Annotated in this window: 12 protein-coding genes; 9 read left to right on the top strand and 3 right to left on the bottom strand. The window is 62.1% G+C overall.

Annotated elements, in window-relative coordinates; genetic code table 11:
- Window positions 1-76 precede the first annotated feature (76 nt).
- The 5 genes from FNA46_RS03610 to hflX all read left to right on the top strand — a co-directional run bounded on the left by FNA46_RS03610 (window position 77) and on the right by hflX (window position 7281).
- Window positions 77-2347: a sensor histidine kinase NtrY-like gene (locus FNA46_RS03610; RefSeq protein WP_142880981.1), complete on the top strand. Its 2271-nt coding sequence runs from the start codon at window positions 77-79 to the stop codon at window positions 2345-2347.
- Window positions 2337-3701, top strand: coding sequence for a nitrogen assimilation response regulator NtrX (ntrX, locus tag FNA46_RS03605; protein WP_142880980.1), 1365 nt, complete (start codon window positions 2337-2339; stop codon window positions 3699-3701). The genes FNA46_RS03610 and ntrX overlap by 11 nt, the downstream gene beginning before the upstream one ends.
- A 52-nt stretch (window positions 3702-3753) precedes the next feature.
- Window positions 3754-5130, top strand: coding sequence for a Trk system potassium transporter TrkA (trkA, locus tag FNA46_RS03600; protein WP_142880979.1), 1377 nt, complete (start codon window positions 3754-3756; stop codon window positions 5128-5130).
- Window positions 5131-5454: 324 nt separating this feature from the next.
- Window positions 5455-5697 (top strand): RNA chaperone Hfq, encoded by a 243-nt coding sequence (gene hfq, locus FNA46_RS03595; protein ID WP_037155370.1) that lies wholly within the window; start codon window positions 5455-5457, stop codon window positions 5695-5697.
- A 222-nt stretch (window positions 5698-5919) separates the two neighbouring features.
- Complete coding sequence (hflX, locus tag FNA46_RS03590; protein ID WP_142880978.1) at window positions 5920-7281, top strand: GTPase HflX; 1362 nt, start codon at window positions 5920-5922, stop codon at window positions 7279-7281.
- A 216-nt stretch (window positions 7282-7497) separates the two neighbouring features.
- On the opposite strand, the gene FNA46_RS03585 is transcribed toward hflX, so the two are convergent.
- The 3 genes from FNA46_RS03585 to FNA46_RS03575 form a co-directional block, all read right to left on the bottom strand.
- Window positions 7498-8001: a hypothetical protein gene (locus FNA46_RS03585; protein ID WP_142880977.1), complete on the bottom strand. Its 504-nt coding sequence runs from the start codon at window positions 7999-8001 to the stop codon at window positions 7498-7500.
- A 134-nt stretch (window positions 8002-8135) separates the two neighbouring features.
- Window positions 8136-8969 carry a nucleoside triphosphate pyrophosphohydrolase gene (mazG, locus tag FNA46_RS03580; protein WP_142880976.1) on the bottom strand — a complete coding sequence of 278 codons (834 nt, stop codon included), beginning with the start codon at window positions 8967-8969 and terminating at the stop codon, window positions 8136-8138.
- A gap of 24 nt (window positions 8970-8993) precedes the next feature.
- Entirely contained in the window at window positions 8994-9581 is a 588-nt protein-coding gene (locus tag FNA46_RS03575) for a deaminase (protein ID WP_142880975.1), read from the bottom strand.
- 309 nt (window positions 9582-9890) lie between these two features.
- Here FNA46_RS03575 and FNA46_RS03570 point away from each other — a divergent pair, with 309 nt between their 5' ends.
- The 4 genes from FNA46_RS03570 (at window position 9891) to FNA46_RS03555 (ending at window position 13355) form a co-directional block, all read left to right on the top strand.
- Window positions 9891-10205 carry a DUF2849 domain-containing protein gene (locus tag FNA46_RS03570; RefSeq protein ID WP_142880974.1) on the top strand — a complete coding sequence of 105 codons (315 nt, stop codon included), beginning with the start codon at window positions 9891-9893 and terminating at the stop codon, window positions 10203-10205.
- An 8-nt stretch (window positions 10206-10213) separates the two neighbouring features.
- A complete protein-coding gene (locus FNA46_RS03565; RefSeq protein ID WP_142880973.1) occupies window positions 10214-11884 on the top strand; it encodes a nitrite/sulfite reductase in 1671 nt (556 codons plus the stop codon).
- A 16-nt stretch (window positions 11885-11900) separates the two neighbouring features.
- Window positions 11901-12404, top strand: a complete 504-nt coding sequence (locus FNA46_RS03560; protein WP_142880972.1) for a DUF934 domain-containing protein — start codon at window positions 11901-11903, stop codon at window positions 12402-12404.
- A gap of 126 nt (window positions 12405-12530) precedes the next feature.
- The gene (locus tag FNA46_RS03555) at window positions 12531-13355 is read left to right on the top strand and encodes a ferredoxin--NADP reductase (protein ID WP_142880971.1); all 825 of its coding nucleotides are present in this window, start codon (window positions 12531-12533) and stop codon (window positions 13353-13355) included.
- The last annotated feature ends 21 nt before the right edge of the window (window positions 13356-13376 follow it).

The raw sequence follows: 13376 nt of genomic DNA, 5'->3' as shown, positions 1-13376 counted from the left end.
GGTGAAGCGCCCCGTCACTGGTTGATCCGTCATCGTGCATGAACCCCGATCGATCGGGGCTGGGAGTGATTTTCGGATGAATGAAGGCGTTGCGACGACCGCCGGAGACGATCCGGCGACGTTGGTGCAGGATCGCAGGGCCTCGTTTGCCCTTCCCGGCCTGCTGCTGGCGGGGGGGGCGCTGCTGTGCGCCATCGCAACCCTGTTCGTCCTCCTTGGCCTGACGCCGGTTGCCCCCACTTCGCAGGTGGTCATTGCCTCGGCTGTGCTCAACGCTCTCTTCGTGCTGGGCCTGATGTACCTAATCGGTCGCGAGGTCGGACGCCTGCTGAAGGCACGGCGCCGGGGCAGGGCGGCGGCCCGGCTGCATGTGCGCATCGTGGTGCTGTTTTCCATCGTCGCGATCACGCCGGCGGTGCTGGTGGCGATCTTTGCAACCCTGACGCTGAATGTGGGCCTCGATCGCTGGTTCTCGCTGCGCACGCAGTCGATCGTGCAGTCCTCGCTCGATGTGGCCCAGGCCTATATGCTGGAAAATGCGAGCTATCTGCAGGGCCAGACGGTCTCCATGGCCAATGACCTCGAGCGCAACCGTGCGATGTTCTATCTGGATCGCACCGGCTTCGTTGAGTTGATGACACGGCAGGCCCGGGGGCGCGGGTTGCTGGGAGCCTTCCTGGTGCGCGAAGACGGTGCGGCGATTGCCCAGGCCGATATCCCGACCGACCGGCCTCTGCCCGCCATTCCGAAGGATGCGCTGGCAAGCTCGGCCGCCGGTCAGCCGACGCTCATTCCGCCTGGGGTGACGAACCTTGTCGGCGCCATCCTCAAGCTGGATGCCCTCCCGGGCGCCTTCCTCTACACGATCCGTGCCGTCGATCCGAAGGTCATGGGCGCCATGCGGCTGATGGAAGACAACCGCGCCGAATACAAGGCAATGGAGGCCGGTCGCGCCAGCCTGCAGCTTGCCTTCGCCGTGCTCTATCTCGGCTTTGCGCTGATCGTGCTTCTGGCCTCGATCTGGACCGCCATTGCCGTTGCCGACCGTATCGTGCGTCCGATCCGGCTGCTGATCAGCGCCGCAGACAGCGTGGCGGCAGGCAATCTCTCCGTCGTCGTGCCGGTGCGCGCCGCCGATGGCGATGTCGGCAACCTTTCACGCACCTTCAACAAGATGATTTCGCAGATCCGCAGCCAGCGTGATGAGATTCTCGTTGCCAAGGACGAGGTGGATGACCGCCGTCGCTTCATCGAGGCTGTGCTGTCCGGCGTGACGGCCGCCGTCATCGGCGTCGAGGATGATCACCGGATCTCCATCGTCAATCCCTCCGCCGAGGAACTTCTCGGTCTTTCCGCCGAAGACCTGATCGGTCATTCACTGGCCGAGATCGTGCCGGAGGTCGATCAGGTGCTGAAGGAAGCAACCGGACGCGCCCGCGGCGACCTGCGCAAGGAAGTGAACCTGATGCGCGGCGGCATGGAGCGCACGCTCTCTGTCCAGGTGACGCGCGAGGAACAACGCAACGCGGCCGAATCCTATGTCATCACGCTGGATGACATCACCGATCTCGTGATTGCCCAGCGCTCCACGGCCTGGGCGGATGTGGCGCGCCGCATTGCCCATGAGATCAAGAATCCGCTGACACCGATCCAGCTCTCTGCCGAACGCCTCAAGCGGCGCTATGGCCGCCAGATCGAGGAAAGCGACCGCGCCGTTTTCGACCAGTGCACCGATACCATCGTGCGGCAGGTGGGCGATATCGGCCGCATGGTCGATGAATTTTCTGCCTTCGCGCGCATGCCGAAGCCAGCCAAGGAGCGGGCGGACCTGCGTGACGTGCTGCGCGATGCGATCTTCCTGCGCGAGATGGGGGCAAGCCATGTGCAGTTCCAGCGCGAACTCGGCGAGACGCCTCTGGAGGGACTGTTCGATTCGCGCATGCTGGGACAGGCCTTCGGCAATCTCATCAAGAATGCCGTTGAATCCATCGAGGCGGTGCCTGCTGACGAGGAACGGGACGGGCAGCGCATTCTGGTCCGGGCCGCCTTTGATGCCGCGCGCGACCAGTTTCGTGTGGACGTGATCGATAATGGCCGCGGTCTGCCGGTGGAAAACCGGCACCGCATTCTGGAACCTTACATGACGATGCGCGAAAAGGGCACGGGGCTCGGTCTTGCCATCGTCAAGAAGATCATCGAGGAACACGGCGGGCAGCTCGAACTGCACGATGCGCCCGCCGATTTCGATCATGGCAAGGGCGCCATGATCCGGGTGATCCTGCCGCATCCTCCCGCTGCGGCAGCCCCCGAAACCGGCAATGACAAGGAAGTGGCATATGGCGTCTGATATTCTGGTCGTGGATGACGAGGCCGACATCCGCGAGATCGTTTCGGGCATTTTGTCGGATGAAGGTCATGAGACCCGCACGGCGCATGACAGTGACAGCGCGCTGGCGGCCATTTCCGACCGCGTGCCGCGGCTGGTGTTCCTGGACATCTGGATGCAGGGCAGCCGTCTTGACGGGCTGGCGCTGCTGGACGAAATCAAGACCCGCCATCCGGACCTGCCGGTGGTGATGATTTCCGGACATGGCAATATCGAGACGGCAGTCTCCGCCATCAAGCGCGGCGCCTTCGATTTCATCGAAAAGCCCTTCAAGGCGGACCGGCTGATCCTGATTGCCGAGCGGGCGCTGGAAAATTCCAAGCTGCGGCGCGAGGTGACGGAACTCAAGCGGCGCACCGGCGATGCGGTGGAACTGATCGGTACCTCGGTCGCCATCTCCCAGCTGCGCCAGACAATCGACAAGGTGTCGCCGACGAACAGCCGCATCATGATCCTCGGTCCCTCCGGCTCCGGCAAGGAACTCGTGGCGCGCATGATCCATCGGCGCTCGTCGCGCTCGGCCGGCCCGTTCGTCGCGCTGAACGCGGCAACCATCACGCCGGAGCGCATGGAGATCGCCCTGTTCGGAACCGAAGGCGGGCCCGGCCAGCCGCGCAAGATCGGCGCGCTGGAAGAGGCCCATCGCGGCATTCTCTATCTCGACGAAGTCGGCGAAATGCCGCGCGAGACGCAGAACAAGATTCTCCGTGTTCTTGTCGACCAGCAGTTCGAGCGTGTCGGCGGCTCCAAGCGGGTGAAGGTCGATGTCCGCATCATCTCGTCGACCGCCTACAATCTGGAAAACCTGATCAGCGAGGGGATTTTCCGCGAGGACCTTTACCATCGTCTGGCGGTCGTTCCGATCAAGGTGCCGTCGCTTGCGGAGCGTCGCGAGGACATTCCCTTCCTCGTTGACATGTTCATGCGCCAGATCTCCGATCAGACGGGCATCCGCCAGCGCAAGATCGGCGATGATGCGATGGCGGTGCTGCAGGCGCACGACTGGCCGGGCAATATCCGCCAGCTGCGGAATAACATCGAGCGGCTGATGATTCTCGCCCGCACCGACGGGCCCGATTCGCCGATCACCGCCGACATGCTGCCGACCGATCTCGGCGACATGCTGCCGAAGATTGCCGGCAAGGGCGATCATCACATCATGACGCTGCCGCTGCGCGAAGCCCGCGAAATGTTCGAGCGCGACTATCTGGTGGCGCAGATCAACCGTTTCGGCGGCAATATCTCGCGGACTGCGGAATTCGTCGGCATGGAGCGTTCTGCGCTGCACCGCAAGTTGAAGTCGCTCGGCGTCTGAGGCTAGGTTAAGGCCGGGCCGTGCCGAGGGGCGGCATGGCAGGGGGGACGGCATGAAGGTCATCATATGCGGGGCGGGGCAGGTGGGATACGGCATTGCCGAACGCCTGTCGCAGGAGGACAACGAAGTCTCCGTCATCGATACCTCCGCAGCCCTGATCAACGGCATCACCGATACGCTCGATGTGCGCGGCTATGTGGGGCACGGGGCGCATCCCGATGTCCTGGCGCGGGCCGGGGCGGAGGATGCCGACATGATCATCGCCGTCACGCTCTATGACGAGGTCAATATCGTCGCCTGCGAGGTGGCGCATGCGCTGTTCAGCGTGCCGACCAAGATCGCCCGTATACGGTCGCAGAGTTATCTGCTGCCGGAATATGCCGATCTCTTCAGCAGCAAGAACATGTCCATCGACGTGACGATCTCTCCGGAGGTCGAGGTGGGCAAGATGGTGCTGCGGCGTATCTCCTTTCCCGGCGCCACCGATGTGGCGCGGTTTGCGGAAGACCAGATCGCCATGGTGGCGATCGAATGCATGGAAGACTGCCCGGTCATCAACACGCCGCTTGAGCAGTTGAGCCAGCTGTTTCCGGATCTGGTGGCCACCGTCGTTGGCGTCTATCGCCAGGGACGGTTGAGCGTACCGCGGTCCGGAGATCAGTTGCATGCGGGCGACCTTGCCTATGTCATCTGCCAGCGCGATCATACGCGTCGGACACTGGGCCTGTTCGGGCACGAGGAACAGGAAGCGGCCCGGATCGTGATTGCCGGCGGCGGCAATATCGGCACCTATGTCGCTCGCCGCATCGAGGAGATGCAGCCGAAGACCCGCATCAAGATCATCGAAAGCGACCGCGAGCGGGCGGTGGCGATTTCCGAGCAGTTGCGCCACACGATCGTGCTGCACGGTTCCGCGCTCGACCAGGCCATTCTCCAGCAGGCCGACATCCAGGATGCGGACCTGATGGTGACGCTCACCAACAATGACCAGGTGAACATTCTGGGCGCGGTGATGGCCAAGGCGCTTGGCTGCAGGTCCAATCTGTCGCTGGTCAACTCGTCGTCGCTGGGCGAGGTAACGCGGTCGCTCAACATTGATTCGCTGATCAATCCCAGGGCCGTCACGATTTCCCGCGTGCTGCAGCACGTCCGCAAGGGGCGTATCCGTTCGGTCTACGCGGTGCAGAATGGCGCTGCCGAGGTCATCGAGGCGGAAGCATTGGAAACCTCGCCGCTGGTCGGGCGCGCCTTTCGCCAGCTGGATCTGCCGGCTGGCATCCGCATTGGCGCGCTTCTACGCGACGGCCAAGTCATTCGCCCGAACGGCGACACCCGGATCCGCGCGAAGGATCGCGTGGTGTTGTTTGCGACTGCCGGTACCGTGCGCCATGTCGAGCAGCTGTTCCGGGTCTCCATCCAGTACTTCTGAGGGGTGAGGCCCGCCCATCGCTCGCTTTCGGGGCAGCCGCAATTGCCTGTGGATAGCGCGACAAGGCTCTGCCGCCAGCCTTCCTTTCCCGCACGCCGCAGCTTTCCGTCAGCCATGGCGGAAAGCGCTTTGAGACGTGTGTCAGAGCGCGGAACAGCTCGCCAAGCAGTTCTATGGCATGGTTTATTCGGCGTTGCGGAAAAGACGGCGATTTGATAACCAGTCATGCGGGCGGCGGAGACAGGAGAGGGTTTCCGGCTGGCCTTCCACGCGTGATCATTCCCGGCGATCCGGCCGGCAACAAAGAAAGAAAGAAGCGGCGCCATGGCGGAACGTTCTCAGAATCTTCAGGACCTTTTTCTCAACACGGTCCGGAAGCAAAAGATTTCTCTCACCATCTTTTTGATCAATGGTGTCAAACTGACGGGGGTTGTCACCTCCTTCGATAATTTCTGCGTGCTGCTGCGCCGCGATGGACATTCGCAGCTGGTCTACAAGCACGCCATTTCGACAATCATGCCGGGACAGCCGATGCAGATGTTCGAAAGCGAAGAAAACGCGGCCTGATCGTTTCGCGCCCTGCGGATGCCGGAGCCGATGGGTTGAATTGTCTGTCTGATCGTCCCATCTAGGCGGTCAGACAGTTTTCCCACGACGCGGCTCAATGTTGCCGGCTCGCATGCCCCAAGCGGCGGCTTGCGCCGGCATCGCGCAACGTCTGTGGCGCTCTCCTGAAGGACCAAGGCCATCAGCATTCGCGATACCAGCAACGAATCCATCGTTCCGGACATGGAGAAACGGCGCGACGACATGCGCGCCGTCGTGCTCGTGCCCGTTCTCAAGCAGAACCGTCCGGCCCGCGCGCCCCAGGGCGAGGCCGCTCTGTCCTCGCCGCGTCGCTCCGACGAGAGCCGGCTGGAAGAGGCCGTGGGCCTTGCGCGCGCCATCGAACTGACGATTGCCCAGGGACTGATCGTGCCGGTCGGCCAGCCGCGACCAGCGACCTTGATCGGTACGGGCAAGATCGAGGAGATCAAGGCACTGCTCGACGAGCGGGATGCCGGCCTCGTCATTGTGGATCATCCGCTGACACCGGTGCAGCAGCGCAATCTCGAGAAGGAATGGAACGCCAAGGTCATCGACCGCACCGGCCTCATTCTGGAGATCTTCGGCCGCCGGGCCTCCACCAAGGAAGGTACGCTGCAGGTCGACCTCGCGCATCTCAACTATCAGAAGGGCCGGCTGGTCCGCAGCTGGACCCATCTGGAGCGTCAGCGCGGCGGCGCGGGCTTTATGGGCGGCCCCGGGGAAACCCAGATCGAAGCCGACCGCCGCCTGCTGCAGGACCGGATCGTTCGGCTGGAGCGCGAACTGGAGCAGGTGGTGCGCACCCGCCAGCTGCATCGTGCCAAGCGCCGCAAGGTGCCGCACCCGATTGTGGCGCTGGTCGGCTATACCAATGCCGGCAAGTCGACGCTTTTCAACCGCATCACCGGTGCCGGCGTGCTGGCCGAGGACATGCTGTTTGCCACGCTCGACCCGACGCTGCGCCGCCTGAAGCTGCCGCATGGCCGCACGGTGATTGTCTCCGATACCGTCGGTTTCATCTCCGACCTGCCGACGCATCTGGTCGCGGCCTTCCGCGCCACGCTGGAAGAGGTGCTGGAAGCGGATCTCATCCTGCATGTGCGCGACATGTCCGACCCGGACAATGCTGCCCAGTCCGCCGACGTGCTGCGCATCCTTGACGATCTCGGCATCGACGAGAAGGAGCGCAATGACCGCATTCTCGAAGTCTGGAACAAGATCGACCGGCTGGAGCCGGAGGCCCATGACGCGGTGGCCGAGAAGGCCGCCGGCCGCGACAATGTGATGGCCGTTTCCGCCATCACCGGCGAGCGAATCGATCCGCTGATGGACGAGATTGCCCGGCGCCTGTCCGGCGTTGTGACCGAAACCACCGTGGTTCTGCCGCCGGAAAAGCTCGGCCTGATTTCGTGGATCTATCAGAATGCCATGGTGGAGCACCGGGAGGACCGTGAGGACGGCTCGGTCGCCTTCGACCTGCGCCTGTCTGCGGAGCAGGCCAATGCGCTGGAGCGCAAGCTTGGCGTGATGCCGGTGCGCGAGCGGGAAGACTGGGAACGGTAGGGGCGGATTGGAGTTCTGGCTATAGTCGATCCTGCCGTTCCAACCAATTTGCACTCTCTTGCGAACAGCCCGGCCCATTGTGGCCTGACCGGGCTGCCGTCGCTTTGTTACAGGCGTTCGTTCATCGAATCCGCCAACCTTGCGCCCGGCTTGCTGTGAGGCCTTGGCCGTCGCAGACAGAGCGCTGGCTCTGCACGAGAATGTGCGGATGCAGGATCAGGAGAACGTGATCGACTTGCATTGCTCCAGCACGACCTTCTTTTCTTCATTGCTGATTTCGTAGGTGGAGAAACCAGTGAAGATCGTCTGGGGCTTGGTATCCGATGTGTTGATGCTGTAGCCGAACTTCACGCCGTGAATTTGCAGCATGTCCTTCTTCACATCCACGCGGTACACGGTAAATTTCGTAGACAGCACGCCCCGGTCTCTCTTGCTGAGTTCCCGTGGCGTATCCTTGATTGTGCCTCCCTCCGCATTTGCGAAAATGAGGCACGCGGGATCGGCGCTTGGAGCCTTGTGGTTGTCGATGTTCCACTGACCAGCCTTGTTGGTGCCAACGCTGGTGGCCGGGAAAATCAATTGACATAACGGGAGGGGATTCGAGCTCGGCGACTGGGTGATGGTGAAATCCATTCCGAACTGGATATCGGAATCCGGATCGGCCCGGGTGAGGAGTTCATATTCGATCTTGAAGATCCCGGCATTTGCAGTCTGTGTCATGCTTTTCTCCTTAGAGTGTTTGGTGAGTTTCGCCCCACGCGTAGCACCCCAATGGCGTCAAGCAATGCAACTAAAGCACGAAAAAATTATTGATGCAACTATTTTTGTTTCGGCTGTTGCGATGGCCGTTAGCGTCAGACATTGCCTCGCTCCAGAATTTTTGCCGCCTGCCAGAGTCCTTCCATCTGCTCCAGCGATGCATCTTCAAGTGAAACATTCATCGCCTGAAGAGATGTTTCTATATGGCTGAATCGACGACGGAATTTTGTATTGGTTCCGCGCAGGGATTGCTCCGGATCTGCTTTGACGTGGCGCCCGATATTGACGAGGGCGAAGATCAGGTCGCCCAGTTCATCCTTTACTTTATCCGGTGCGCCGGATTTCAGTGCCGCGCGCAGCTCCTCGATTTCCTCCTCGATCTTGTCGAGGATCGGTTCGGCTTCCGACCAGTCGAAGCCCACCTTGGCGGCGCGCTCCTGCAGTTTGAGGGCCTCCGTCAGGGCCGGCTGGCTGCGCTGCACGGAACCGAGGAAGCCTGCCTTGACATCCTCGGTGATGCCGCGGCGGGCGCGGCGTTCGGCGCGCTCTCGTTTTTCGGCGGACTTGATCTCGTCCCACTGCACCTTCACGGCTTCCGGCGTGGCCGCGGCAGAGCGGGCGAAGACATGCGGATGGCGGCGGATCATCTTGGTCATGACGGCTTCCACCACCTCGCCGAACGAAAACGCCCCGGCTTCCGAGGCCATCTGCGCATGAAACACCACCTGGAACAGCAGGTCGCCCAGCTCATCCTTGAGATCGTCCAGATCATTGCGCTCGATGGCGTCCGCCACCTCATAGGCTTCCTCGATCGTGTAGGGCTTGATCGTCTCGAAGGTCTGCTCGACATCCCAGGGGCAGCCGGTGTGCGGGTGACGCAGCGCTGCCATGAGGTCGAGCAGGCGCGCGATATCCTTGGAGGGCTCCATGGTTCCGATCCTTTGCGGCAGGCGTCAGTTCAGGGGAATCTTGTTGTCGGCCTTGCTGGCCTGATAGGTCTCGGAGAGCGCATCGTAGCGCGCCTTGATCGCGGCGATCCGTGCCTTCAGAGCGTCGCGCACCGCTACCTCTTCCGTCTCGGCCAGATCGGCAATCGCAAAGGCGTTCCAGAAGGCGTTGTGGCGGCGATAGCCGCCGGGCTCCAGATCGAACACCTCTTTCAGGATCTTCAGGTCGTGCGGAATGGCGAAGGCGTCGCGCGAATCCTCGTGGCTGAAGAAGTAATAGAAATTGTCAAAGCCCGCCCAGGTGATCGCCGACATGCACATGGTGCAGGGTTCGTGCGTGGAGAGGAAGATCAGGTCGCGGGTATCCGGAACCTCGCCCCGTTCATAGAACCGCTTCAGCGTATGCACCTCGCCGTGCCAGAGCGGGTTTTCCAGCTCGTTGTTGGTCTCCGCCAGCACCAGCGACAGATCCGACTTGCGCAGGATCGCCGCGCCGAACACCTTGTTGCCGGCCGCGACGCCCCGTTCCGTCAGTGGAAGAATGTCGTTTTCGATCACGTCCAGCAGACGGGCGGCGATGGTGGCAGTGCTCACGGGCGGTGTCCTCAAATCTTGTTGTCGATCTCCACCTTAAGCGCTGTGTGCGCTGCGGGAAATCCCTTTTCGGCTGGGAGCACATGCCGCGTGTGGAGAAGGCCGGCGCCCTGCTGCAGCGGGTGCATTTTCTCCGCTTCCCGGCAATGCCGGAACAGAAATGCCACAGGTCCAATCAGGAAGGATTTGCGTTTCTTCAAGCCTCTGGACGGTTCTGACATAATCTGGGCACAGTGGAAAAGAGGTCCGGATTCCGACGCAGGCTTCCCCTTCGGGATCCCGAACCATGACGCACAGGAAGGCATGGCCATGACAGACAAGGTTCTGACCGCAAACCGGCTCACGGACGGCATCGCCGTCTGGCTGAATGCCAGCGGTCAGTGGACCGAGCGGCTGCAGGATGCGCTGGTCGCACGGCATGCGGAAGCGGTTGCCTCGCTTGAGGCGATCGGCAAGCGCGATTTTTCGGCCAATCTTGTCGTTGACGTCAATGTCATCGAGGTGGAAGAGGTATCCGGGCAGATCCGCCCCTTGCGTCTGCGCGAGCGCATCCGTGCCGCCGGCCCGACCATGGACTATGCCAGCGGTTTCGCACCGGCCGATCCCGCCTTCATCGCTGCCTGAGGAATTTCATGTATCGTTACGATGAGTTCGACCACGCCTTTGTGTCCAGTCGCGTGGAACAGTTCCGTGATCAGGTGGCCCGCCGCCTGTCCGGTGAACTGGCCGAGGATGCGTTCAAGCCGCTGCGCCTGATGAATGGCGTCTATCTGCAGCTGCATGCCTATATGCTGCGCGTCGCCATTCCCTATGGCACGCTGAATGCCCGTCAGATGCGGATGCTCGCGCATATCGCGCGCAAGTATGATCGCGGCTACGGTCACTTCACCACGCGCCAGAACATCCAGTATAACTGGCCGAAACTGTCGGACACGCCGGACATCCTCGCCGAGCTTGCCTCGGTGGAAATGCATGCGCTGCAAACCTCCGGTAACTGTATTCGCAACGTGACGGCTGACCATTTTGCCGGTGCAGCCGCCGACGAGGTGGCCGATCCGCGCCCCTATGCGGAAATCCTGCGTCAGTGGTCGTCCGTGCATCCGGAGTTTTCCTTCCTGCCGCGCAAGTTCAAGATTGCCGTGACCGGTGCCGAGCGCGACCGCGCGGCGATCCAGGTGCATGACGTCGGCCTGCATCTGAAAAGGAACGATCAGGGCGAGATCGGCTTTGCGGTCTATGTCGGCGGCGGGCAGGGCCGCACGCCGATGGTGGCAAAGAAGATCCGCGACTTCCTGCCGGAAGCCGACCTTCTGTCCTACACCACGGCGATCATGCGCGTGTACAACCTGCATGGCCGGCGTGACAACAAGTACAAGGCCCGCATCAAGATCCTCGTGCACGAAACCGGCACGGAGGAACTGGCGCGCCAGGTGGAGGAAGAATTCGCCCATCTGCAAGGCGCGGAACTGACGCTGCCGGAGGCCGATATCCAGGCGATCACCGCCTATTTCGCGCCGCCGGCGCTTGCAGACCGACCGGAAGGCTGGGCGCAGCTTGCCGGCTGGAAGAAGGCGGACGAGGGTTTTGCCCGCTGGGTGCAGCAGAATGTGCAGCCGCACAAGCATCCCGATTACGGCATGGTGACCATTTCGCTGAAGCCGATCGGCGGCATTCCGGGCGACGCGACGGATGTGCAGATGGAGGCGATTGCCGCGATCGCCGAGGAATATGCCTTCGACGAAATCCGCATTAGCCACGAGCAGAACGTGATCCTTCCGCATGTGGCGCTGGCCGATCTGGAGCCCGTCTATCGGGCGCTGGCGGCGCAGGGGCTGGCCACCGCCAATGCCGGGTTGATCACCGATATCATCGCCTGTCCCGGGCTCGACTACTGTGCGCTTGCCAATGCCCGCTCCATTCCGGTGGCGCAGGCCATATCGTCGCGCTTCGGCTCGGCGGCGCGCCAGGCCGAGATCGGCGAGTTGAAGATCAAGATCTCCGGCTGCATCAATGCCTGCGGCCATCACCATGTGGGCCATATCGGCCTGCTCGGGGTGGAGAAGAAGGGTGCCGAACTCTACCAGATCACGCTCGGCGGTTCCGCCGACGAGCACACCTCGATCGGCGAAATCATCGGCCGCGGCTTCGAGCCGGAGAAGGTGACGGATGCCGTGGAGAAGGTCGTCGATACCTATCTCGGCCTTCGCCTGTCGAAGGAGGAAACCTTCCTCGAAGCCTATCGTCGTGTCGGGCCGCAGCCGTTCAAGGATGCGCTCTACGGCGAAACGGCCAAGGCAGCCTGAGGCAGGGAACAGCGACATGACACGCATCTGGACAGAAACCGGTTTCGTCGAGAACGATCCCTGGGTCATCGAGACGGACGAGCGGAAGGCAGAGGGCGATGAACGTCCGCTGCTCTCCATCGACCAGCTGATCGAAGTGGCCGATAGCAGCAACGAGGTTGGCTTCGGCGTGCTGGTGAAGCCGGCAGACGACGTCCGCCGGCTGGAGCCTTATCTCTACCGGCTGGAACTGGTGGCGGTACAATTCCCGGCCTTCAACGACGGGCGCGGTTTCAGCCACGCCTCTCTTCTGCGCGAGCGTCTGGCCTACAAGAACGAGCTGCGTGCGGTGGGCGATGTGCTGATCGACCAGGTGCCGCTGATGCTGCGCTGCGGCTTCGACAGTTTTGCGGTGACCAATGCCACCGCGCTGAAGCGCCTTGCGGAGAACCGGCTGCCGGGCATCTCCGTCCATTATCAGCCGACGGCACGTGCTGCAGCCGGCGGCGAGGCCTATAGCTGGCGGCGTCGCTCGGCCTGAAAACCTGACGGGCAAAGGCATATTTTTTCTCGCATCCGCGGCATAAGAACGCGGATGCCTTCAAAAATGCGCGCGCATGGTATATTTCGCATGCGCAAAACAACTCCATGAGACGAGACGACGGACATGAACGTTTCCGCCAAGACCGAAGAATTTGCCGAACAGGCAGTCGCGAAGATTCCGGACGGTGTTTATGCCGAAACGGTGCTGTCGGTGGAGCATTATACCGATCGTCTGTTCCGCTTCCGCATGACGCGGCCGGCCGGCTTCCGCTTCCGTTCCGGCGAGTTTGCGATGATCGGCCTGATGGTCGGTGACAAGCCGATCTACCGCGCCTATTCGATCGCAAGCCCCTCCTGGGACGAGGAGCTGGAATTCTTTTCCATCAAGGTGCCGGATGGCCCGCTGACCTCGCACTTGCAGAAGATCAAGCCGGGCGACACGGTGCTGATGCGCAAGAAGCCTACGGGCACCCTGGTGCTCGATGCGCTCACCCCCGGCAAGCGCCTCTACATGTTCTCGACCGGCACCGGCATTGCACCCTTCGCCAGCCTGATCCGGGATCCGGAAACCTACGAAAAATTCGAGGAAGTGATCCTCACCCACACCTGCCGCGAGGTGGCAGAGCTGAAATACGGCTTCGACCTCGTGGAAGAGATCCGCAATCACGAATTCCTGGCCGAAGTGGTGGGCGACAAGCTGAAGCATTATGCCACCGTGACGCGCGAAGACTACCCGTTCCAGGGCCGCATCACCGACCTGATGGCGAATGGCAAGCTGTTTGCCGATCTCGGCGTGCCGGCCCTCGATCCGGCGGTGGATCGCGGCATGATCTGCGGCTCCTCTGTCATGTTGAAGGACACCAAGGACCTCCTGGAAAAGGCGGGCCTGACGGAAGGCGCCAACAACAAGCCCGCCGAATTCGTCATCGAACGGGCATTTGTGGGGTGAGGAACGGTCGGGCGCTTGCGC

Source organism: Affinirhizobium straminoryzae, assembly GCF_007004135.1.
GTDB classification, from domain to species: domain Bacteria; phylum Pseudomonadota; class Alphaproteobacteria; order Rhizobiales; family Rhizobiaceae; genus Neorhizobium; species Neorhizobium straminoryzae.
Note: the sequence above shows the minus strand (reverse complement) of the source record. Positions and strands in the feature narration are given on the sequence as shown.

Excerpts from the sequence above, each read along its gene's own strand:
- FNA46_RS03610 (WP_142880981.1), top strand. The coding sequence starts at position 77 with ATGAATGAAGGCGTTGCGACGACCGCCGGAGACGATCCGGCGACGTTG.
- ntrX (WP_142880980.1), top strand. The coding sequence starts at position 2,337 with ATGGCGTCTGATATTCTGGTCGTGGATGACGAGGCCGACATCCGCGAG.
- trkA (WP_142880979.1), top strand. The coding sequence starts at position 3,754 with ATGAAGGTCATCATATGCGGGGCGGGGCAGGTGGGATACGGCATTGCC.
- hfq (WP_037155370.1), top strand. The coding sequence starts at position 5,455 with ATGGCGGAACGTTCTCAGAATCTTCAGGACCTTTTTCTCAACACGGTC.
- hflX (WP_142880978.1), top strand. The coding sequence starts at position 5,920 with ATGGAGAAACGGCGCGACGACATGCGCGCCGTCGTGCTCGTGCCCGTT.
- FNA46_RS03585 (WP_142880977.1), bottom strand. The coding sequence starts at position 8,001 with ATGACACAGACTGCAAATGCCGGGATCTTCAAGATCGAATATGAACTC.
- mazG (WP_142880976.1), bottom strand. The coding sequence starts at position 8,969 with ATGGAGCCCTCCAAGGATATCGCGCGCCTGCTCGACCTCATGGCAGCG.
- FNA46_RS03570 (WP_142880974.1), top strand. The coding sequence starts at position 9,891 with ATGACAGACAAGGTTCTGACCGCAAACCGGCTCACGGACGGCATCGCC.
- FNA46_RS03565 (WP_142880973.1), top strand. The coding sequence starts at position 10,214 with ATGTATCGTTACGATGAGTTCGACCACGCCTTTGTGTCCAGTCGCGTG.
- FNA46_RS03560 (WP_142880972.1), top strand. The coding sequence starts at position 11,901 with ATGACACGCATCTGGACAGAAACCGGTTTCGTCGAGAACGATCCCTGG.
- FNA46_RS03555 (WP_142880971.1), top strand. The coding sequence starts at position 12,531 with ATGAACGTTTCCGCCAAGACCGAAGAATTTGCCGAACAGGCAGTCGCG.